15 protein-coding genes and 1 CRISPR repeat array are annotated in these 22,882 nt (G+C 61.1%); of the genes, 5 read left to right on the forward strand and 10 right to left on the reverse strand.

Going from position 1 to position 22,882, the window contains the following annotated elements; genetic code table 11:
• The first annotated feature begins 139 nt into the window (after positions 1–139).
• Positions 140–811 (forward strand): HAD family phosphatase, encoded by a 672-nt coding sequence (locus tag CO583_RS08465; RefSeq protein WP_052348991.1) that lies wholly within the window; start codon positions 140–142, stop codon positions 809–811.
• 72 nt (positions 812–883) lie between these two features.
• Positions 884–2,347 carry a mannitol dehydrogenase family protein gene (locus CO583_RS08470; protein ID WP_081562377.1) on the forward strand — a complete coding sequence of 488 codons (1,464 nt, stop codon included), beginning with the start codon at positions 884–886 and terminating at the stop codon, positions 2,345–2,347.
• 246 nt (positions 2,348–2,593) lie between these two features.
• A CRISPR array of direct repeats spans positions 2,594–4,515; the repeat unit is 29 nt; unit sequence CTGTTCCCCGCCTACGCGGGGATGAACCG.
• Between the two features lie 48 nt (positions 4,516–4,563).
• Here CO583_RS08470 and CO583_RS08475 read toward each other — a convergent pair.
• From CO583_RS08475 to CO583_RS08485, 3 genes are all read right to left on the reverse strand, one after another.
• The gene (locus CO583_RS08475; protein WP_154981041.1) at positions 4,564–5,859 is read right to left on the reverse strand and encodes an esterase family protein; all 1,296 of its coding nucleotides are present in this window, start codon (positions 5,857–5,859) and stop codon (positions 4,564–4,566) included.
• A 215-nt stretch (positions 5,860–6,074) separates the two neighbouring features.
• The gene (locus CO583_RS08480; protein WP_248630760.1) at positions 6,075–6,977 is read right to left on the reverse strand and encodes a dihydrodipicolinate synthase family protein; all 903 of its coding nucleotides are present in this window, start codon (positions 6,975–6,977) and stop codon (positions 6,075–6,077) included.
• Between the two features lie 84 nt (positions 6,978–7,061).
• Positions 7,062–7,763, reverse strand: a complete 702-nt coding sequence (locus tag CO583_RS08485) for an AraC family transcriptional regulator (protein ID WP_248630761.1) — start codon at positions 7,761–7,763, stop codon at positions 7,062–7,064.
• 155 nt (positions 7,764–7,918) lie between these two features.
• On the opposite strand from CO583_RS08485, the gene CO583_RS08490 reads away from it, so the two are divergent.
• The 3 genes from CO583_RS08490 to CO583_RS08500 all read left to right on the forward strand — a co-directional run bounded on the left by CO583_RS08490 (position 7,919) and on the right by CO583_RS08500 (position 11,419).
• The gene (locus CO583_RS08490) at positions 7,919–8,512 is read left to right on the forward strand and encodes a TetR/AcrR family transcriptional regulator (RefSeq protein ID WP_086431560.1); all 594 of its coding nucleotides are present in this window, start codon (positions 7,919–7,921) and stop codon (positions 8,510–8,512) included.
• A 221-nt stretch (positions 8,513–8,733) separates the two neighbouring features.
• Positions 8,734–9,894 (forward strand): iron-containing alcohol dehydrogenase, encoded by a 1,161-nt coding sequence (locus CO583_RS08495; protein WP_081562922.1) that lies wholly within the window; start codon positions 8,734–8,736, stop codon positions 9,892–9,894.
• Between the two features lie 133 nt (positions 9,895–10,027).
• A complete protein-coding gene (locus CO583_RS08500) occupies positions 10,028–11,419 on the forward strand; it encodes an NAD-dependent succinate-semialdehyde dehydrogenase (RefSeq protein WP_081562921.1) in 1,392 nt (463 codons plus the stop codon).
• A gap of 79 nt (positions 11,420–11,498) precedes the next feature.
• Here CO583_RS08500 and CO583_RS08505 read toward each other — a convergent pair whose 3' ends face one another.
• From CO583_RS08505 to CO583_RS08535, 7 genes are all read right to left on the reverse strand, one after another.
• Positions 11,499–12,047, reverse strand: coding sequence for a cytochrome b (locus tag CO583_RS08505; RefSeq protein ID WP_192848720.1), 549 nt, complete (start codon positions 12,045–12,047; stop codon positions 11,499–11,501).
• 3 nt (positions 12,048–12,050) lie between these two features.
• Entirely contained in the window at positions 12,051–13,145 is a 1,095-nt protein-coding gene (locus CO583_RS08510; RefSeq protein ID WP_248630762.1) for a catalase, read from the reverse strand.
• A 135-nt stretch (positions 13,146–13,280) separates the two neighbouring features.
• A complete protein-coding gene (locus CO583_RS08515) occupies positions 13,281–14,939 on the reverse strand; it encodes an efflux transporter outer membrane subunit (protein WP_408902070.1) in 1,659 nt (552 codons plus the stop codon).
• Between the two features lie 8 nt (positions 14,940–14,947).
• A complete protein-coding gene (locus CO583_RS08520; RefSeq protein ID WP_043558961.1) occupies positions 14,948–16,147 on the reverse strand; it encodes an efflux RND transporter periplasmic adaptor subunit in 1,200 nt (399 codons plus the stop codon).
• Entirely contained in the window at positions 16,147–19,416 is a 3,270-nt protein-coding gene (locus CO583_RS08525) for an efflux RND transporter permease subunit (RefSeq protein WP_081562917.1), read from the reverse strand. The genes CO583_RS08520 and CO583_RS08525 overlap by 1 nt, the downstream gene beginning before the upstream one ends.
• A 298-nt stretch (positions 19,417–19,714) precedes the next feature.
• A complete protein-coding gene (locus tag CO583_RS08530) occupies positions 19,715–21,088 on the reverse strand; it encodes a cytochrome c (protein WP_227449727.1) in 1,374 nt (457 codons plus the stop codon).
• Complete coding sequence (locus CO583_RS08535) at positions 21,088–22,881, reverse strand: GMC family oxidoreductase (RefSeq protein WP_146046919.1); 1,794 nt, start codon at positions 22,879–22,881, stop codon at positions 21,088–21,090. The genes CO583_RS08530 and CO583_RS08535 overlap by 1 nt, the downstream gene beginning before the upstream one ends.
• Between the last annotated feature and the right edge of the window lies 1 nt (position 22,882).

Here is a 22,882-nt window from a genome sequence, read left to right on the forward strand (position 1 = left end):
TTGAGGAAACAGAACAGACATCGAATTTTTCGGAGACCGAATCAGGTCAGGCAAACAAGGAGTATTCATGAGCAAGCACACGAATTTTCCGATCCCCGATCAGGCCCCTGCTGCGGTGCTGCCCACGGGGCGCCTTGATATGATCCTTTTTGACTGTGACGGCGTGCTGGTAGGGGGGGAGCATCTCTCCACAGCGCTCATGTCCGAAGATGCCCGCAGCCATGGCTGGGACATCAGTGATGAAGAAGGCAACAAGCTCTTCGGTGGTGGTGAGCTGGCCAAGATTGGTGAGATGATCGCCGAGAAGACAGGTGACAAGCTCCCGGACAACTGGGACATGATCATGCAGGACCGCATTGTGGAGATGATGCGGAAGAAGGCGAAGGAAGTGCCCGGTGCCACGAAGATGCTGCGTGATGTCGTCAACGAGATTCGCCTGCCGATCCGTGTTGGCTCCAACTCTTCCGAGGCAGAGATGGAGGCCAAATTTTCCAGCACAGGGTTGGACAAGATTCTGAAGGAAGAGCGCATCCATTCCGGCCGTGACCTGAACATGCCCAAGCCTCGCCCGGATATCTACCTGCATGGGGCGAAGCAGGAAGGGGTTGATCCGGCGCATTGCCTGGTGCTGGAAGATTCGGATGCCGGGGTCGAGGCTGCCCGCCGTGCCGGCATGGCCTGCGTGCTGCTGCGTGACCTTGACAAGCCTGCCCCGTCCTGGCCGGGCCTGCTGCGTATTGCCCATCTTGATGAGTTCGTGCCGCTGCTCAAGAAAATCATCGCTGCACAGGAAGAGCATCGCAAGGGCTGAGACATCCTTGCCTGCTGGAGGCCGGAGCCACGCTCCCGCCCGTTTTGTTCATGATCCTGCTGGAGACCTGTTATGCTGACATATGACAGTCTGAAATCCCTGCCGCAGAAGGTGGCTGGTCCTGCTTATGACGTCCGCAAGGTGACGTCAGGCATTGTGCATTTCGGGGTGGGCAATTTCTTCCGAGCCCATCTGGGATACTATGTGGACCGTGTTCTGGCCCTGCCGGACCAGCAGCATTGGGGCATCACAGGTGTCGGGCTGCGCTCCGGTGGGAACTCCGACAGGAAGGCCGAAGAGTTTCGGGCACAGGAGGGGCTGTACTCTCTGACGGAGATTGCCGCTGATGGCAAGGCGGAGATCCGTGTCATGGGATGTTTGAGGGATTATCTCCAGGCGCCTGATGAGCCGGAGACGGTTCTCGCCCTTCTGGCGGACAAGGCCACGAAGATCGTCTCCATGACCATCACGGAAGGCGGCTACAATATTGACGAGACAACAGGGGAGTTCCGCACGTCTCTGCCTGCCGTGCAGGAGGACCTTGCCAACCCGAAAAAGCCCAGCACCATCTTCGGTTTCGTGGTGGAAGGGCTGCGCCGCCGCCGTGAGGCGGGTCATGGTGGTCTGACTGTCATGTCCTGCGACAATCTGCGGCATAATGGCGATGTGTCCCGCAAGGCGTTTGTCGGGTATGCCCGGGCTGTGGATGCGGACCTTGCCGAGTGGATCGATCAGAACGTGACCTTCCCCAATGCGATGGTGGACCGCATCACGCCGTCTGTCTCTGATGAGGGTAAAGCCAAGCTGAATGAGCGCAGCGGATTGGACGATCTCCAGCCGCTTCTGTCCGAGGATTTCATCCAGTGGGTGATTGAGGATAAATTTGCGGCAGGTCGTCCCGCCTTTGATAAGGTCGGGGTGGAGTTTACCGATCAGGTCAGTGCCTATGAACATGCCAAGATCCGTATGCTCAATTCCAGCCATCTCATTCTCAGTGCTGCGGGCATGTTGCTGAATCTGGAACTTGTGGACCAGGTTCTGGGTGAACCACGTGTGCATAAGTTTGTGGATTCTGTTCTGGAAAAGGATGTGATCCCCACACTGAAGGCTCCGCCGGGTGTGGACCTGCATAAATATAAGGCGACACTTCTGACCCGCTTCTCCAACGCTGCCATGGCAGACCAGGTAGCCCGTATTGCCTCGGATGCAACATCCAAGGCGCAGGTGTTCTGGACGGAAACAGTGCGTGCCGTGCTGGAGGGTGGCCGGGAGCGGACCCGTATCGTGTACTGCATGGCCCTCCTGCTGGAGCTGCTGCGGGGCAGGAATGAAAAAGGCGAGAAAATTGCGCTTCAGGAGCCGTTCCTGACGGCAGAACAGTTGAACATTGCTGCCTCTGACGATTTTGAGGCTTCCATCGGTCTGCCTGCTTTCGACAGCTGGCGTGATCTTCTGACCCCAGAGATTAAGCAGGAGATTGTGCGTGATCGGGAGCTGATCCGTCAGAAGGGTGTTCTGGCCAGCCTGCCCGTGTGATGAGGCGATGAGCCGTTGAAAATTGATTGTGTGTAGAGAAAGGGAGGCTCCGGCCTCCCTTTCTCATGTTTGCTGTCAATCTTGTGGATAAAATTTGCTGGAGTGGTTTTTGGCTGTTCAGCGTCTCAACTTTCTTCTGTAAGGGCCGGAGAGGACTTGCCTCGGCGAGGTCATTAAAATTATATTTAATTCGGTAAGTTCTTTGACAATTAAAAAAGACTTATAATACAAATGGTTACAAGAAGTCTGTTCCCCGCCTACGCGGGGATGAACCGATCACTCGGGCGGAGATGACAGGCGGGGAGCACTGTTCCCCGCCTACGCGGGGATGAACCGGCCAGAACCCTTATGGGTCTCTGGTCGATCAGCTGTTCCCCGCCTACGCGGGGATGAACCGTAGCGACATTTAACGACATAAAAATGCGGGTACTGTTCCCCGCCTACGCGGGGATGAACCTTACTTGACCTTAGGGAAATAAACCGGCCAACTCTGTTCCCCGCCTACGCGGGGATGAACCGCTGTTTTTTTCCGCTTTGGCCCGTTTTGGTCACTGTTCCCCGCCTACGCGGGGATGAACCGTACATCGTTGATGATGGCGGCCTCTGATATGGCTGTTCCCCGCCTACGCGGGGATGAACCGCCAGCGGCATCATAGACCGTGTCTGGGAGGTCCTGTTCCCCGCCTACGCGGGGATGAACCGTAGCCCCACCCACGCCTCCTACGGAGGCTGTGCTGTTCCCCGCCTACGCGGGGATGAACCGCCCGTGGTCAGTGTCACGTGTGTTGCGCCGGTCTGTTCCCCGCCTACGCGGGGATGAACCGCCCGTGGTCAGTGTCACGTGTGTTGCGCCGGTCTGTTCCCCGTCTACGCGGGGATGAACCGGTGTTTCACCACGAGGCCGAAACCAAAATCCAGCTGTTCCCCGCCTACGCGGGGATGAACCGTTTTGCAGGCTCTGCATGGGAGCGAGGCCAAGCTGTTCCCCGCCTACGCGGGGATGAACCGTCGTAGCCCTCATCCCTCCCGGTGGAGATAATCTGTTCCCCGCCTACGCGGGGATGAACCGAGACTTCAGCCGCAATCGCTCCACACAGGTATCTGTTCCCCGCCTACGCGGGGATGAACCGCCCCAGGCAGGCGTGGCGCAATATCGCAGCCGCTGTTCCCCGCCTACGCGGGGATGAACCGTCCGTGCAGGCTTGCATATGTCAGGCTCAAGTCTGTTCCCCGCCTACGCGGGGATGAACCGGCGGAGGTCATTTCATACCGAGGGAGCGTCCCCTGTTCCCCGCCTACGCGGGGATGAACCGCGGCCTGATCCGCCAGACTGATGAACACCACCCTGTTCCCCGCCTACGCGGGGATGAACCGGCAGCCCCTCACCGATCTGCTCATCGTTTCTGCTGTTCCCCGCCTACGCGGGGATGAACCGAGAATTCAGATCGTCTGGATTAAGGATTTCTCCTGTTCCCCGCCTACGCGGGGATGAACCGCCGGAGCGCATGGGCATCCAGATCAGCACATTCTGTTCCCCGCCTACGCGGGGATGAAACCGGGATCATCATCCCCTCTGACGTGCTGCGCCACCTGTTCCCCGCCTACGCGGGGATGAACCGACCGGCATTGACTGGCGGGACGGCACATCATGCTGTTCCCCGCCTACGCGGGGATGAACCGGCAATCTGATTGTAACCGGGTTCCGGGCCAAGCTGTTCCCCGCCTACGCGGGGATGAACCGGGGTGGTGCCCATCCCGGCCAGCGGTTGCCAGCTGTTCCCCGCCTACGCGGGGATGAACCGGGTAGGCACACCCACCACACCGGATGAGCAGGCTGTTCCCCGCCTACGCGGGGATGAACCGGTCCGGCCGCCAGAGACCGTCGCAGGGAAGGCCTGTTCCCCGCCTACGCGGGGATGAACCGTTCAGATGGCAGGAATGACCGACGCCCAGTGGCTGTTCCCCGCCTACGCGGGGATGAACCGACGAATGACCCTTTCCAGCTTTTGAAAGAGCACTGTTCCCCGCCTACGCGGGGATGAACCGTCATAACAGAGCAAACAGCGGCCCGCTTCACTCTGTTCCCCGCCTACGCGGGGATGAACCGAGACTTATTGGTCCCAGTCAGCCCATCTACCCCTGTTCCCCGCCCACGCGGGGACAAACTCGGTGCCAGACCGCCATCACTGGCCTGTACCGAACTGTTCGCCAGTGGGTCATGGGGTGGTGGTTGGTGGCATATGTGGTCGCCAGAGCCATTCCAGAGCTTCGGGAAGGGTCTGTTCGATGGTGGGGCCATCCACATGCCGGGCATTGCGGGCAAAGACAAATTGGTAATCATAGCCCTTGTCGGCCAGCACGCGGGCCATGTTTTCCCCAGCCAGCACCCAGTCATGCATGCCATCAGGCATGGACGGAACGGGGTAGAACAGGTCCTGGTCGCCTACTTCGTACCAGATGTGCAGCGGGGCCAGTGGTGCCGCCGGGATGAGCGCCGCACCGGGATGGGGGGGTACGGCTTCCGGTGTTCCGGCCCATGGGGAGTGAAGCTGCCATCCCCCGCCGGGCAGGGCGGGGTCGTGCGGCCATTGCTGGTTGACCAGCGAAGGAGAGTAGGCCAGCACCCGGTGATAGAGGTTGGGCCGGAACCAGGCCATGGCAAAGGCCGCTGCCCCACTGGAGCTGAACCCCATGGTGGCCCGTTCCTCCGGGTTGCGGGAGAGAGTGAGGCTGGCCTTCTTCTCCACAAGAGGGAGGACATGCGCCTCTACCCAGTCGGCATAAGCGCCGGACATGGTGTCATATTCCCGCCCCCGTTCACTGCCCTGGGCGTCGCCACCCCCGGCTCCAACGCCAATGACAATCATGGGAGGGATACGTTTTTCTTTCAGCAGCCCGTCCACCATGGCGAAAAGATCCCGTCCCGGATAGAGGCCATTATTGCTGCCATCACCAAAGATGAGAAAGGGAAGGGGGCGGTCGGTCGGCGTGTTGGGGGGGATATAGACATCCACCGTGCGGGTCCAAGGGGCCGGGTGAGCTCCGGGAACGGTCAGATTGGATGGATCGCCCGGCACGCTTGTGGAGACATGCACCATGCCTGCTTCCCCTGTGCTGGTGGTGCAGGGGGCTGGGTCATCCCGTACAGTGCCGGGGCTGTAGCCACTGGTCGGGGATGAGGCCAGCGTGAAGCTGATGATCCGCCCCTCCGGGAGCTGTATGTTCTGCCACTGTGCAGGGAGTGTGTGGGAGGTGCCAAGAATGTAGTTGCCTGTTTTATCCACAGGCGGCAGGGCGTTGTCGGGCAGGTCAATGGCTTCAGGATAAAGTGGATCATGTGGATCATGTATCGGCATGGCGCCAGAGCCACTCAGGCCGGATGTGTCGATGAAGAAAGGTTTGTGTGGTGCGGTTGTATTGGCCTGTGGGGGCTGGAGGGCTTTCAGGGGAACGCAGTCAGCAGAGGCGGCCTGTGCCAGGGTAGGGGCTGAAATACCCAGTATCAGACTCATGAGCCCGGTGCAGAGGCTGTACCGGCAAAAATGGATTTTGGTGCTCCATCGGAGCGGTGAAGGGCTTGGGGCAGAAAAACGCATGGCAAACATCACGGAAGAAGAAATATGGGACACATCGTGTCAGACGCTACCATAGTTTGCCTCATCGCCAAGCCCTGCTGTCCCGGAAATGATGGGCCTTGACCCAGGGATCAGAGGCCCATCCTGCTGGATCAGCCCGGCTGGTGGGTGTCGATCAGCGTGGCAAGTTTTTTCGCATCCTGCGGGGACACGCCCTGGAGCGGACGGGGGAGCGCACTGGGTCCAGCCAGCCCCATGATCGTCGCCGCAGAGGCGATCACACGCAGGGAGCCACCATAACGGGCACTCATCTCCCAGAAGGGGGCGAAGATGGCCTCGATGCGGGCTACATCTTCTCTCTGGCCAGTCAGGGCCGCATCCGTCAGCTGGCGGGCCAGATGGGGGAACAGGCCACCCCATTCAGAGTACCAGATGCGGGCGCCCTGCATCAAGGCACCGGCGGCGGTCGGATCACCGCTGATGCCGGGGGAGGTGCTGTCAGGCAGGGCAGGCAGCAGGCGTTTCATCCGGGCGGTAGCCTCTTCTGCCGTGGGGGAGCCGCTGGGGAGCTTGATGGAACGGACCTGCGGCAGCTGGCAGATGCGCTGCATCAGGGTATCGGAGAAATGGAACTGTGTCGTGCCGGGGGTGTCATAGACGACCAGCGGCACGGACACATGGCGGCTCACCGTTTCATACAGGGTGAAGACCTCTTCGTCCCGCAGGGGGAAGTAACTCATCGGGGGCAGCAGCAGGGCTTTGACACCGGCTTTCTGGGCATCTTCGGCCAGCAGCAGCGTGTCCCGCAGGTTGATGGCCCCGATGCTGACAAGAACCGGCGTCGTGCCAGCGTGGCTGACAGCCAGTCGGGCGATCTTTTCCCGTTCGTTCCGGGTCAGGAAGGCATAGCTGCCGGTGGAACCGAGGGCACCGATGGAATCGACTTTTGCCTCGACCAGTCGGGCGATCAGTGCGGCGAAGCGGGCCTCATCGGGTGCGTCCTGGTGCATGGGGGTGATGGGGAAGGCACTCAGCCCCGTGAAGGAAAATGTCATGGTCTGTCCTTTCCGTGTACGGTCCCGGTCATGATGGCGGGAAAAAGGCTGCGCCGTATAGAAGGAATGTGACAGGCCGTGGTTTCAGCGGGGCAGGGGACCTGCCCGGTACCGGCCCGGTGTCGTGCCGAATGTCCGGCGGAAGAGGCGCCCCATGTGGCTCTGGTCGGCAAAGCCTGCCTCCATGGCGGCCTGAAGGCTGCCGACACCGGCCCGCAGCTGCGTTTTCACATGGTTGAGCTGCTGGAGCAGGCGGAATGTCTGTGGTGATAAGCCGTAATGACGTTGGAAACGGCGGGAATAGGCCTCCCGGCTCATGTTGGCCTGTTGGGCAAGACTCTGGATGGACGTCGTGAGCGACATGTCCTGCATGGGCAGGGGAAGGCGCGGTGGGGCGGCCAGATGGACATGGGACGGACGGTTACCAAGGCAGTGCTGGATGAGGGCGGCGCAGTCTGCCTGGTCCAGAGGGAGACCGGGCGTGAGATAGAGGTTCAGGCAGAGTGTCTGCCCGACACGGGCTGGATCGGCATCCTGCGAAACGTGGGGCGTACCCGCAGGAATGAGCAGGGCCTGCCCCGCCGTGAGGTGGACGGGCTGGCCAGCGATGAGAAAATGGCGACAGCCGGAGAGGATGAAGGCCAGCTGGTCTTCCTGATGGAAATGCAGCGGCAAGGCGAGCGTGGTGCCCCGGGCCATGCTCATTTCTTTCACGTCAGGATGGCCTGCCCGCCAGTAGTGCCACGGGGGGCCGGGAGGCATCAGGGAGGAGGAAAGAGGGAGCATGATGTGGTGCCGGGGCGTCGTCTGGTCCTTGATAGGGGGGGGGCAGGATAACCTGCCTTCCGGGGGAGCGTCCATCTGATCTGGAGGGTACCAAAAATAGAATGACCGGTCTATTCTTTGTGGACAGAACAGGTCTTTCCTGATAGGATTACAGCATGACAGTTGCAGAAAAGCATGAGCAGGCCCGTCGGCGTATTCTGGAATCTGCCCGCCCTCTCATTGGGCTGCGGGGGTTTTCTGCCGTGGGGCTGAGCCAGATTCTGGAGGCAGCTGGTATCCCCAAAGGCTCGTTCTATCATTATTTCGAGTCGAAAGAGCATTTCGGGGCTGCCCTTCTGGAGCTTTACAACGAGCAGTATCTGGTCAAGCTGGAAGCTCTCATTGCGCAGACGGGCAGGACCGGGTTTGAGAAACTGTCTCTGTATTGCCAGTGCTGGGTGGATGCCCAGCAGGATGGCTGCCTCAATGAGAAATGTCTTGTCGTCAAGCTGGCGGCGGAGGTGTCCGATCTTTCGGAGAGGATGCGGCTGATCCTTGCCGAAGGCACGACCCGGATCGTGGACTGTCTGGCCCGTATCGTCGAGGAGGGGCAGAAGGATGGCTCCATCACGAAGGCGCTGCCCGCCCGGTATCTGGCGTCTGCCGTGTATCAGACGTGGCTCGGAGCCACTCTGCTGGTCAAGGTCACGCACCAGCAGGCTCCGTTCGAGGAGGCTTTCGAGGCGACCCGTCATCTTGTGACAGTCTGAGTCATCCCGGTTTCCCGTCTTTTTTCGAAGAAGGAAAGTTTTTTCGGGAAGGGTCTTTCATTTTCGAGATGACCGGTCTATTTGTTGAGTGTTCCCGATGAAGGCTCAGGGCCGATTCCCTAAAGGCTTTGGGACCAGGGAGAGAATGGTATCTCACATGGCCGTTAAAGATGACCGGTCTATTATGTGATCTGGCCTGAAAGAGCGGTAAGGAGGACAGCATGGATAATTTTGAATTCTATAACCCGACAAAAATCCTTTTTGGCAAAGGGATGATTGCCAGGCTGGATGAGCAGATCGACCAGCAGGCCCGGGTTCTTGTCCTCTATGGTGGTGCCAGCGCCGAGAAGAGCGGTACGCTGGGTGAAGTCCGCAAGGCATTGGGGCAGCGGACATTCTGCGAATTCGGCGGGATTGAGGCCAACCCGACTTACGAGACGCTCATGAAGGCTGTCGAGGTCGCCCGCAAGGAGAAGGTGAATTTCCTTCTGGCTGTTGGTGGCGGTTCCGTCATGGATGGCACGAAATTCGTTGCTGCTGCCGTGCCGTATCAGGGCGAACCGTGGGAAATCCTGCTGAAGCAGGGTGAGACGGTCCAGCAGGCTCTGCCGCTGGGAACGGTCGTGACACTGCCCGCTACCGGGTCGGAGATGAACAGCATTGCCGTGATCTCCCGCAAGGAGACGGGCGACAAGCTGGCTTTCTCGAACCCGCACGTCTTCCCGGTCTTTTCCATTCTGGACCCGACCCGCACTTTCAGCCTGCCGCCCCGGCAGGTGGCCAATGGTGTGGCGGATTCCTTCGTCCACGTGATGGAAGCGTACATGACCCTGCCGCAGGATGCGATGGTGCAGGACCGCTACGCTGAGGGCCTGCTGCTGAGCCTGCATGAGATTGGCCAGCGCATCACCAGTGCTCCTGCTGATGACTACGACCTGCGTGCCAACCTGATGTGGGTGGCAACACAGGCCCTGAATGGTCTCATCGGGGCTGGCGTGAAGCAGGACTGGGCCACCCATGCCATCGGCCATGAGCTGACGGCGAAATACGGGATCGACCATGCCCGCACGCTGGCCATCGTCTTCCCGGCCATGCTGAAGGAGCGTCGGGAGCAGAAGCGTGCCAAGCTGCTGCAATATGCCGCCCGTGTTCTGGGGCTGACGGAAGGCACGGAGGATGAGCGCATCGATGCCGCCATCGCCCGTATCGAAGCCTTCTTTGAAGGGCTGGAGATTCCGGTCCGTCTTTCTGCCTACGACATTGACCGTGCTGGTATTGATCCCATCATTGCCCAGCTGGAAGAGCATGGCATGACAACTCTTGGTGAACATCAGGACATTACGTCAGAAATCAGCCGCAAAGTTCTGGAAAGAAGTTTGTAAGGTTCCAATATCTGGTTGGGGGGCGGCAATGGTCCGTGTTGTTGCTCCCCAGCCGACCTTTGGGCAGTGATTCAACACTGTCCATATCACACCCAGGTTCCGCTGCAGGGACCCGGGAAGAACGAGGTGTATCATGGCATTTGCCACTGTTAATCCTTATACGAATGAAGTTGTCAAAGAGTTTCCGGAAGCAACGGAACAGGACGTTCAGGCCGCCCTGGCCCGGGGACATGAGGCTTACGAAGCATGGCGGGAAACCAGCTTTGAAGAGCGCGCCAAGCTCATGAAGAACATCGGTGCCCTGCTGCGCCGTGATGCGGAGAAGCTGGCCCGTCTGGCTGCGCTGGAGATGGGCAAGGTGCTGGCCGAAGGGAAGGCCGAAGCCATCCTGTCTGCCCAGATCTGCGAATATTATGCCGAGAACCTGGCAGAGCTGCTGAAGCCGGAAGACCTGAAGCTCTCCGACCCCAAGATGGGGCGTGCCAAGCTGGTGTATGAGCCGCAGGGCATCGTGCTGGCCATCGAACCCTGGAACTTCCCGTATTATCAGGTGCTGCGCATTGTGGCGCCACAGCTTTCTGCCGGTAATGCGGTCCTTCTGAAACATGCAGGCAACCTGCCGCAGTGTGCTGCTGCCTGCCAGGAGCTGGTTGAAGAAGCGGGCGCACCGAAGGGGCTGTTCCAGAATATCTACATGCCGCACAAATTCACGGAGATGGTGCTGGATGATCCCCGTACTTGTGGTGTGGCGTTGACAGGGTCCGAGCGGGCCGGGTCCATCGTGGCTGGTGCTGCTGGCAAGGCTCTCAAGAAGGCGACCATGGAGCTGGGGGGCAGCGATGCCTTCATCGTTCTGGATGATGCCGACCTTGAGAAGACCGTTAAATGGGCCGTGTTCGGCCGCCACTGGAATGCCGGTCAGGTCTGTGTCTCTGCCAAGCGCATCATTGTGGTGGACAGCCTTTATGACCGCTTTGTGGAACTGTACAAGAAGGGCATTGCCGAGCTGAGGGCCGGGGATCCTTTGGACCCGAACACCAATTTCGCTCCTCTTGCTTCCCAGCAGGCTGCGGATGATCTGCGTGAAATGGTGGAGAAAGCCGTCAAGCAGGGAGCGAAGGCTGAGACCATTCCTGTAGCCGTGCCTAACCAGGGGGCGTTTTTCCAGCCGGTTGTTCTGACGGAACTGGATGAGAACAATGAGGCCCGTCATTGGGAGTTCTTTGGCCCGGTTTCCCAGCTTTATCGTGCCAAGGATGAGAATGATGCCGTTCGCATCGCCAATGACTCTCCGTATGGTCTGGGTGGCGCCATCTTCTCCAGGGATGAAGCCCGGGCAGTTCGTGTGGCGTCCAAGATCCGTACCGGCATGGTGTTCATCAACCACCCGACCACGACCAAAGCGGAACTGCCTTTCGGCGGTATTGCCCGCTCCGGTTATGGGCGTGAACTTATGAGCCTTGGGATCAAGGAATTCGTGAACCACAAGCTCGTCAATGTCATGGACATTGACTCTCCGTTCTGAAGAACGGGCTGGCCCGTATCTTTGGTCATGAAAAAGGCGGCTCCATCATGGAGCCGCCTTTTTTCGTGTCTGGAGGTTTTTATCGCCCCAGCATGGAGCCCATGACACCGTCCCGCCGGATGATGCCGTGCAGCAGGGCCGCTCCAATATGGGCGAGAATGAGCAGGATCAGCCCATAGGCCAGAAGACTGTGCAGGCAGCGCAGGACACCCCACAGATGGGGATGGAAGCCCATGAGCGGCGGGATGTGGCAGCCCCCCCACAGGGTGATCGGGTATCCGCCAGCCGAGAGCATGGCCCAGCCGACCAGCGGCAGGGCGATCATGAAGCCATAAAGCAGGATATGGGAGAAATGGGCGGCCAGCTTCATGGGGCCGGGCATGTCCATTGGCAGGGCAGGTGTGTGGTTGGCAAACCGGTTGACAAGCCGGATGACCACCAGCAGCAGGAGCAGGAACCCCACCGTGCGATGCAGCGTGAAGAGACCGGCATAGTGGATGGTGGAGTCATGCGCCATGACCAGCCCGACAAAGAGCATGACGATGATGAGGACCGCCATCACCCAGTGCAGCAGGATGGAGAGGCGGGGGAAGGGCGTAGCATGGCCTGTATTCTGTGGAAAAGACATGGGTTACTGGCCCTTCTCGTCTTGTGTGAGGGTCGGACTGGCAACATCGCCCGGCGTGACCATGCTGGGTGCTTTGTGCTCGGCAGACCGGGTTGCATAGGACCTCATGTAGACTGACGAGCGCAGGGCCAGCAGCGGGTCGTCCGAGGCGCTGATTCCGTCAGGCAGGATGGTGGGGTCGAACACCATGGGGCCACAGGGGCTTTCATCCTCGCTGTAGGCCTTCGTGAAGGTCACCGTGCCGACCGTTACCTTCTGGTCCGCATTGTCCCATGGCTGGCTGGAGTCGTTGACCGGGTCTCCTTCACGGGCCACCGTGGCAACGATGTCCCAGCGGAGGGGCCGTTGATCCAGCGTCTGGACCAGCCGTTTGAAGAGATAGTTGCCATCATTGGCGCCACTGCCGTCAGCCGGGCTGAAGGGTTCCTGCGCCACGGCAGCCCAGCGGACGGCTGCCTTTTTTCCAGCTTCATCTGTCAGGATGAAGCTGTCGAGGCTGTTGTATGTGTCGTTGGTCAGGTCGGATGTCTGCTTGTGGGCTTTTGCCTGTTCAAAAGCCGTTTTCAGCCAGGGGCGCTGGGCTGCATAGGCCTGAACGGCTACAGGGTCGGGCCTGTGGGTGGCAGGGTCCAGCTTTGCGGCTCCGAAGAAAGCGTAAGCATCGGCAATATCCCGCATGGACTGGAGAGGGGCATCCACCAGCGCCAGCCGCCAGTCATCACCGGATGGGGAGCGTATCTGCATGGAAAGGCTGCGGGCCACGGCGGGATTGTCCGGCAGATACGGCAGTGGCGGAGCCAGTGAGAAACGCCCCATGACAGGCAGATGCTCGCCCCTGAAGATGCCGGAACGGGACAGGGCCCGTCCCTCTGGAGAGGGATCAAACCAGCCGGTGGTACACATGCCTTTGGCATGAGCACGGCGGAAGCCATCACCCGGAGCCCCAGCATTATGGAAGCGCTGCATGAAGTGGGAAGGAGATATGGCGGCCGGACTGAAAATGTCGGCCGTCCAGGCCAGCAGGCCACCCAGACAGAGTGGCGGCAGAATGACAGCCGCCCAGCGGGCCGGACTGCCCTTGCGGGGGGAATGCGCCATTGGATGCTCTCCTCAACAGGTGACGAAACTAATTCGTAGGCTGTATCAGATGTTACCAGTGACGGGAAGAAAAGTGGACGGGCCGCACCAGAAGACTCCACCCGCCGGACGGGGCGGGTGGAACCGTTCTTTGCCTCAGGGCATCGCCCCGATGGGAAGCGGCTTGAGGTGGGCATTGGTGCCACGACCTACGGCATCCGGGGCATCATGGGTCAGGTCCTCATGGGCCTCGGGATGTTCGGAGGCATTGACGTCACCAACCTGCTTGGGATGGTGCAGCCCCTCATACTGGAAGGCACCGACTGACAGCGTCTCGGCCATCGTGGGAAGGTTCTTGGAGTCCCACCCGCCGCCAAGGCTGCGGATCAGCGAAACATCAGCCTGATACAGCCTTGTGGCCACCTCCACCTGCGTGATGCGGCTGCGGAGGGTGTTTTCCTGGCTGAAAATGGCATCCAGATAGGTGCCCACACCGCCCTGATAGAGCGTCATGGTCATGTTCTGGGTTTCCAGATTGGCATTGACGGCCTTTTCCAGAGCCTGGTTTTCCAGATTCAGGCGGTTGGTGCGGGAGAGACCATCCTCCACTTCCCGGAAGGCGGAGAGGACGGTCGTGCGGTACTGGTCCCGTGTCTCCCGGTAGGCGGACCATGACCGCTGGAGTTCCGCCCGATGTACGCCGCCATCAAAGAGCGGAATGTTCATGCGGGCACCGTAGGTCCAGAGCGAGTTGGCCAGATTGGCCAGCTTGAAGCCGTTGGCCTCGAACCCGGCATCCGCATTGAGAGAGAAATGCGGGTAGAAGGCGGCACGGGCAATGCCGATGGCCCGGTTGGCCTGGGCCATCTCACGCTCCGCACTGGCAATGTCGGGCCGCCGCTGGAGCAGGCCCGAGGGCACGCCCGCCGGAATATTGGGCTGGTGGAAGTCCAGCGCCTTGACGGGGTCGATGTGGAAGCTGGAGGGCGCACTGTTGGTCAGCACGGCGATGGCATGTTCCGTCACCTCACGGGCGGCCTGGATGTCATACAGGGCGGCCTGCGTGGTGTAGAGCTGGGCTTCTGCCCGGGCGAGGTCCAGCCGGGGGGCCGCCTTGTATTGCAGCTGGGTGCGGGTGACATCCAGTGCCCGGTTATAATAGGCGATGGACTGCTGGTAGATGGCGATCTGCGCATCATAACCACGCAGCTGGATGTAGTCGGTGGCCAGCTCGGCCTCCAGGCTCAGCCGTGCCATGGCGAAGCGGGCGGCCTCCTGCTGGGCGGCCTGCCGGTTCATGCGGACACGGTTGCGGATGGCGGACCAGATGTCCGGCTCCCACGAGGCCAGACCGGCATATTCTTCCTGCGTCTGGGTCAGCGTGGCCCCGTTGCGGAAGAGCCTGTCTGCCGACTGCTTGTTGTCTGACCCGCCTGCATCAAGGCTGAGATGCGGGAGCAGGTCCGCCCGGGCCTTGGCCACGAGGGAGCGGGCCTGAAGGAAACGCTCGGCGGCGGCCTGGAGGTCACCATTCTCGGCAATGGCCCGGTCTTCCAGCTCGTTCAGCAGCGGATCATGAAAGAGCGTCCACCAGTCACTGGGGAGGGTGGCATCGGCGGGCTGTGCCACGGCGAAGGGGGCCTGCCCCTGCCAGCTGTCCGGCACGACAAAATGCGGCGGTTCGTAGCGTGGGGCGAGGTCGCAGGCACCGAGGCCCGTCAGGGCCAGCAGGCTGCCACCAAGGGCAGTCCGGCGGGCAAGACGGCCCAGCCTGCGGCGGGTCTTCTTCATGGAGGAAGAACGGTCAGAGATCATGGTGGTCATCAGTCATCATCTCCGGATTCTTCCCAGCCGCTCTGGTTATAGCCCCGGGCCGGTGTCACGATGTGGACGGGGTCGCCTTCCAGAAGGTCGGCGGGCGGGTTGTTGATGATGCGGTCATCCGCCGTGATGCCTGCCTGAACCTCGGTGGAGCTGTCCGCCATCTTGCCGACACGGATATTCTTGAAGTGGACGGTGTTCTTCTGGTCCACGGTTGCCACCTGCATTCCTTTTTCCTGAAAGACGAGGGACCCCGTGGGAATCTTCAGCAGGTGGGAGGCATTATTGTTGGCTTTCAGCGAGACAGAGGCGAAGGTCCCCGGCCAGAGGGCGTGGTCGGCATTGTCCAGCGTGAATTCGGAGACGGCCGTTCTCGTGTTGGGGTCATAGCCGAGGGATGCCGTCAGGAACTTGGCCGTGAAGATGCGGTCCGGATACTGCGGCACGTGGACCTCCGCCGTCAGCCCGTCCGTCAGCATGTAGGAGAAGATTTCCGGCACGGAGATGAAGAGACGCAGGCGGTGCGTGTCCGCCACGGTGAAGAGTTCGGAGGCCCCACCAGTGGCGTTGAGCTGCCCGCCCCCGCTGTTGACATAGTCACCCACATTGATGGAGCGGGCCGTCACGACACCATCGAACGGAGCCACGATCTGCTTGAACTTCTCCAGGGCGGCGAAGTGGTCCACATTGCGCTGGGCTGCTTCCATCTTGGCGTAGGCGGCCTGTTCATCCGCCGTGGCGACGGAGACGGACTGCCCGGAAACGGCCTGGGAGTGCCCCATGGCCCGCCAGCGGTTGGCCGTCACGGAGGCCAGATTGTACTTGGCCTTCTGGGCATCAAGGTCTGCCAGGGCCTGGGCGTACTGGGCATCCAGTGCCGGGGCGTTGATTTCGGCCAGCACATCACCCTGATGGACGACGGCACCGTAATCCTTGTACCACATCTTCACGTAACCGGAGACCTGCGCATAGATCGGCGCCTGATACCAGGCATCAATCGTGCCGGGGAGCGTGAGGCTCACCTTGCTGTCCGCCTTGTGGGGCAGGATGATGGCCACGTTGGGCACGGCACTCTGTTCCGCCACGTCATGCAGGTGGGCGTTGTGGGCCATGCGGCCGAGCAGCAGCACGATGATGTAGAGGCCCAGCACCAGGGCGATCAGGCCGAGCAGTAATTTGTGTTTGCGGGACATGCTGGCCATCAGACGGTCTCCTTATGACGCGCAGTACGGTTGTGGATGATTGCATAGACACAGGGAACGAAGAGCAGCGTGGACAGCGTGGCGACAATCAGCCCGCCAATCACGGCCCGGCCCAGTGGGGCATTGGTGGAGTTGGAGGTGGCCATGGGGATCATCCCCACCACCATGGCAAGGGCCGTCATCAGCACGGGGCGGATGCGCTCCCGTCCGGCTTCCGTCGCTGCCCGGAGGGCATCGCCATGCAGCTCGATCCGCTCCCTGGCGAAGGACACCACGAGGATGGAGTTGGCCGTGGCCGTCCCCATGCACATGATGGCTCCTGTCAGGGCCGGGACGGACAGGCGTGTCCCGGTCAGGAACAGGGCCCAGGCGATCCCGGCCAGTGCGCCGGGCAGGGCGGTGATGATGATGAACGGGTCCATCCAGGACTGGAAGTTGACGACGATCAGCAGGTAGATCAGCACGATGGAAACCATCAGCCCGATGATGAGCTGGCCATAGGCCCCGTACATGGTCACGGCGGCCCCATGGATCTCCGTTGCGGCCGTCTTGGGCAGCAGGGATTTCGTGTCGCTGATGACCTTCTTGACGTCCGTCAGCACGGCCCCGAGGTCCCGTCCTTCGGTGGAGACGTAGATGTCCACCTCCGGCATGGAGTTGAAGTGGGACACCTCACCCGGCGTGCCGGTCGGCACGACGGTGCTGATGCTGCCCAGAAGCTGGTCGCCCGTACCGGTCGGGTTGCCGTCCCCCTTGTCCACCGGAATGGTCAGCAGGTCGCTCAGATGCGTCAGCTGGTCCTGCGAGACGTAGGTGTTCAGCGGGAATGTGACGTCGTTGCTGGGGTCGAGCCAGAACTGCGGGTCCACCGTGCTGGAACCGGAGAGCGTCATCAGCTGGTTGTTGGCGAGGTCGGCCTCGGTCAGGCCGGTGGCCTGGCTGAAGGTCCGGTTGCCACGGATCATCAGTGTCGGTGTCTTCATCGTCTGCTGGATGACGACATCGGCAGCCCCCGGGATGTGCCGCAGGCGGGTCATGATCTTGCGGGCATAGTCATAATTGTCGGCAATGTCCGGCCCGTTGATCTGGATGTCGATCGGTGCGGGAGAGCCGAAATTGAGGATCTTCGCCGTCAGGTCCGCCGGCTGGAAGGTGAAGACCGTCCCGGGGAAGCGGGCGGAGAGGTCCTTGCGCAGCAGGGCACGATAATCCCACACGGGGGAGGCCTCGTTTTTCAGGGCGATGGTCAGGTCGCAGTCCTGCGTCCCGATGGTCGGTGTCGGGATGAAGGCCTGGTTGTGCGCCCCTTCCGGCAGGCCGCAGTTGCTGACGATCTCTTCCACCTGGCCGGGCAGGTCCTGCTCGATGCGGTCGGAGACCAGAGCGGCAATGCGGCCCGCAACCTCGATACGGGTACCCAGCGGGGCCCGCATGTGCATCTGGAGGGCGTTGGACTTCGTCTCCGGGAAGAAGTCCCGCCCGGCCGTGAAGTAAAGCCCCAATGACAGGACGGAAAGGCCGAGGAAGATGCCGACAAACAGTTTGCGCTGCTCCACACAGCGGACCAGAATGGCGTAATAGCCGTCCCGGAAGCTGTTGAACTTTTCCTCAAAGCCCCGCTGGAAGCGGATGAAGAAGCCCATGACACCGCTGCGTGGTGGCAGGGGAGCGGAATGGTTGTGGCTGTCCGTCCCGTCGCCACGGTTGGCCGGGTGACCGGCCGCCACGGCAGCAGCGTTGGCATCGGCAGTATGCTGCTCCCTGTCCGGGATGTCATGGCCGTGACCATGATTGGCCAGCAGATATTTTGCCATGGTCGGGACCAGCGTCCGGGAGAGGACAAAGGAGGCGATCATGGCGAAGATGATGGCTTCCGCCATCGGTCGGAAGAGGTAACCGGCCACGCCGTCCAGCTCGAACAGGGGCAGCCACACGATGCAGATGCAGGTGGTGGAGACGAAGGTCGCCGTCACGATCTGGTTGGCGGCATCGATGATGGCAGGTTCAAGCTCCTTGCCCATTTCGAGATGGGTGTCGATGTTCTCGATCATCACCGTGGCGTCGTCCACGAGGATGCCGACCGCCAGGGCCAGCCCGCCCAGTGTCATCACGTTGATGGATTCCCCGGCCCAGCTCAGCCCGATGACCGAGCAGAGAATGGCCAGCGGGATGGAGGTGGCGATGATGACGGTGGACCGCCACGAGCCGAGGAAGAGCAGCACCACGATGCCGGTCAGGAAGGCAGCGGTGACCATCTCCCGCACCACGTCCTTGATGGCGTCCTTCACGAAGATGGAGGCGTCGGTCAGGATGCTGACCTTCACGTCATCCGGCAGCACGGCCCGCAGGCGGGGGAGGGCCTTCTTTACGCCATCCACCACGTCCAGCGTGGAGGCTTCGCCGCTCTTCATGACGACGACCTCGACGCCCTGACGTCCCTTCACGAGCACGAGGTTTGTCTGCGGATGGCCGCCACGATAGACGTCCGCCACATCGTGAACGTAGATCACTGCATTGCCCACCCGTTTGACCGGAATGTTGCCGATGGCCTTCATGCTCTTGGGGGTGGCGTTGGTCTGCACCATCCAGTCCACGGCGTCGATCTTCTGGTCACCGGCGGGCAGGACGATGTTCTGGTCATGCATGGCATTCTGCACGTCCATGGCCGAGAGATGGTGCGCCCGCAGCTGGTCCTGGTTCAGCGTGACCATCACGAAGCTGTCCATCCCGCCATAGGGATGCGGCACCACGGCCCCCTCGACGGTGACCAGAAGCGGACGGACACGGATCATCGCCAGCTTGTAGAGGTCGGACGGCGTCTGCTTGTCCGAGGTGATCTGTAGCGAGATGACTGGAACGGAAGACGCATCCAGCCGCATGATCATCGGGGCCGGGATGTTCACTGGCAGCTGCTTGATGACGGTCTGGGAAATGGCGGTGACTTCCGCCTCTGCCTCGCCAATCTCAGACCCGGGCTGGAAGAAGATCGTCACGATCCCCCGCCCGTAATAGGAGTTGGACTCCATGTGCTCGATGCCCTCCACGGTGGAGGTCACCATCAGCTCGTAATTGTAGATGATGCGGCCTGCAAATTCCTCAGGCAGCATCCCGCCATAGGTCCAGACGGCAGAGACCACCGGGATCTTGATATTCGGAAAGACGTCAGTCGGTGTTTTGAAGACTGACATCACCCCGAACATCACGATCAGGATGGACAGTACCACAAAGGTCAGAGGCCGCTTCAGGGCGGTGATGACAATGGCATTCATGGGTCGGACTGTTCCAGTTTTATTCCAGAGGCAGAAGGAAGCCGGGACAATCTAGGCAAAAAGGACGACAGGGCGAATTAAATACTGTTTTAGTCTGAGTTATGACATCTCCGTAAGGTACGGCACCTTCTTCTGTAGGGCAGGCAGAAAGGCCCCTGCTTCTGTTCTACAGTCCTCATCCTGTCACGAGATGACGGGAGCATAGGTTACAGGAATGTCACGGAATGCAACGCTCCGTCTGTATGGGTACGGAGGGAAAAAACCGCCAAGGATGTTTCTTCCTTCCGTGCCGATGGTGTCAGTTTTTGGGAAGCTGGTCCGGTGTTTCTGCCTGCGGGATGGAGTGGCGGATGTGTTTCACGGTACTTTCCTTCACGGGGCTGCTGTTATTGCCCCAGCTCTGCCGGATGAAGCTGACAACATCAGCTACTTCCCTGTCAGAGAGCGTGTCCGCAAAGCCCGGCATGGTGAAGGCGGAGGCCGCCGTAGGCAGGGCGTGCATACTGTCGCCGGCCAGAATGATATGGATGAGTGATGTGGCATCATCCGTCATCACGATGGGGTTGCCAGCCAGTGGGGGGAAGACCGTTCCATACCCGGCACCATCGGTGCGGTGGCAGGCGGCGCAGCGGTCCATGTAGGTCTGTGCCCCGGGCTGGGAGAGGTCGGCACGGCGGAGCATGTCGGTCGTCGTGGGGTCATAGACCCAGGGTGTTTCCTTCCGTGCCGGGGCCAGCTGCATGAGGTAACGGGCAATGGCGTGCAGGTCCGCCTCCTTGAAGGCATGGGCACTATGGACGATGACAGGCGTCATCCCGCCAAAGCTGGCACCAGTCCGGGACCGCCCCGTGCGGAGGAAATCCACGATGTCCTGTTCGCTCCAGCGGCCCAGTCCTGTCCGGTTTTCCTGCCGGAGGGAGGGGACGACCCATTGTTCCACCACGCCCCCGCCAGAGAGGAAGAGCGGCCCGTCCTTGGCTGTCTGGGCTTTTTCATTGAGGGTGATGCTGCGGGGGCTGTGGCAGGCCCCGCAATGGCCGGGTCCTTCCACCAGATAGGCTCCACGGGCAAGTATGGGGTCGGAGAACTGGTTGTTGGTGCGCAGCTGGGCAGACTGGATGGAGGGTGAGAACAGCCAGCGCCAGATATGCAGGGGCCAGCGCATGGAAAGTGGCCAGATCAGCCCATTGGCGGGCGGGTCAACAGGCTGCGGTGTCACCCCCCTCTGGAAATAGACATAGAGGGCGTGGATGTCCGCCTTGCTCAGCCGTGCGTAGGAGGGATAGGGCATGGCCGGATAGAGGGCGCTGCCATCCTTGCGGATGCCGAGCTGGACGGCCCGGGCGAATTCGGCTTCGGTATAGTGGCCGATGCCGTGGACGGGGTCTGGCGAGATGTTGGTGGAGTAGATGGTGCCTATGGGCAGCTTGAAGGGCATCCCCCCGCTGTAGGGTGGCCGCCCCGGCTGGGTGTGGCAGGCGGCACAGTCGCCCAGAACGGCCTGATAATGGCCCTCTTCAATCAGTCCGGCAGGCAGGGGAGCATCATCAGCCTGTGCAGGACGGGTGGGCAGGGTGGCAGCCACGATGCCCAGCAGACCCAGCCCCATCATCAGCAGGGGGCGAAGGGGGGATGTGCGTTTCGTGCCGGTGGAACGGAGGAACAGGGACATCAGGCGTGTACCATCGGGCCGGGATTGCGGAGATAGGTCTGGCGGATATGGTAAGCGGACCAGTAGGCCAGTGCTGCCACCAGGCCTGTCGGGTTGTATCCCATTCCTTGCGGGAAGGCGCTGGAGCCGATGACGAAGAGATTCGGGACGTCCCAGCTCTGGAGATACCGGTTCAGGGCGCTGGTCTTCGGGTTGCTGCCCAGAATGACACCACCGCTGAGATGTGTTGTCTGATAGATGCGGCTGTCGAAAAGCTGGCCCGGCTGGAGGCTGTTCAGGCTGGTCCGTGTGGCCCCCATGGCCTGGGCAATGTCGCCGATCTGCCTGACGACATACTGGTTCATGCGGATGTCGTTGTCCTTCCATGTGAAGGTCATCCGCAGCATGGGCTGGCCATAGGCATTGCGCCATGTGGGGTCCAGGTCGAGATAGACATCCCGGTAGGCCATGTTGCTGCCATGGGCATCAATGCTGAAGGAATGCCTGTACTGGTCGATCATGGCGGCCTTGTAGGCACCTCCCCAGCGGGGTGATCCTTTTCCGCCACTGCCCTGTGCGGCAGCAATGGGCTTGAGGCCCGCCTGATTGACCCAGACAGGAGACCCGCCAATGAAACCGGCCCGCCCCCGGTCGAAACCGGGCTGGTTGAAGTCATCAATGGCCACGCCAGCGCCGCCGGCGCCGACAAACTGGTTTGTGCAGCGGTTTTCCGGCAGCCAGACACGGGAGGAGGTGATGGTCTGGTAGGTGAAATTGCGGCCGATGGTCCCGCTCTGGCTGACCGGGTCATAGGGTTTGCCAATGCCGGATGTCAGCATGAGGTGGACATTGTGCAGCTGGAAGGCGCTGAGGATGACCAGATCCGCCTCAATGACCTGTTCGGAGTCGGTTTTGAGGTCGATGTACCGCACACCGGTGGCTCTCTTGCGGGTGTCATCCAGCAGGATTTCCAGCACCTGTGCCTGTGTGATGAGCCGGAAGCGTTTGTCCTGCCGCAGAGCGGGCAGGATGTTCACGTTCGGGGAGGCTTTGGAATAGAGATAGCAGGCATAGCCACTGCAATAACCGCAGAAGTTGCAGGGGCCCATCTGGCAGCCATAAGGGTTGGTATAGGGCTGGGAGGCATTGGCGGCAGGCATGCTGTAAGGGTGGAAGCCTGCCTCCCGGGCTGCCTGGCGGAAGACGCTGGCAGAGAAGGTGTCTGCCATGGGCGGCAGGGGAAAATGGCTGGAGCGGTCCAGGGCAAAGACGTTGCCACGGCCTGTTTTCTGCCCCTGCACGGAGGATGCCTCCCCCGAAGTTCCAAAGACCTTCTCTGCCTTGTCGAAAAACGGTTCCAGTTCTCCGTAGCTGATTCCGTAATCCTGGAGGTGCATGTCTTTGGGGATGAATTTCTGCCCGTAGCGCTCAATGGTGGCGCTGCGCAGGCGGAGGTCATCCTCCGTGACACGGAAGTGGCAGCCTGACCAGTGCAGTCCGGCACCACCAACGCCTTCGCCGGGGAGGAAGGCGGCCAGCTGGCGGTAGGGCAGGGCAGTCTGGTCTGGGCGGTTGCGGATGGTCAGGGAGGTGCGGGCCAGTTTCTGGAAGAGGCGCTTGCGCACGGCGCCCCGCAGTTCGTCAATGGAGCCGGGATAGGTCCCTTCCACGGCTGTGCTGTGGTCGTGCCCACGTTCCAGCATGGTGACGTTCAGTCCGGCCTCTGTCAGTTCCTTGGCCATGATGCTGCCGGCCCAGCCAGCGCCGATGACAACGACATCCGGCTTCGCGGGAGGGAATGTCTGGTCTGTCATG

The sequence above is a fragment of the Parasaccharibacter sp. TMW2.1882 genome (genome assembly GCF_023337635.1).
Classification (GTDB): domain Bacteria; phylum Pseudomonadota; class Alphaproteobacteria; order Acetobacterales; family Acetobacteraceae; genus Bombella; species Bombella apis.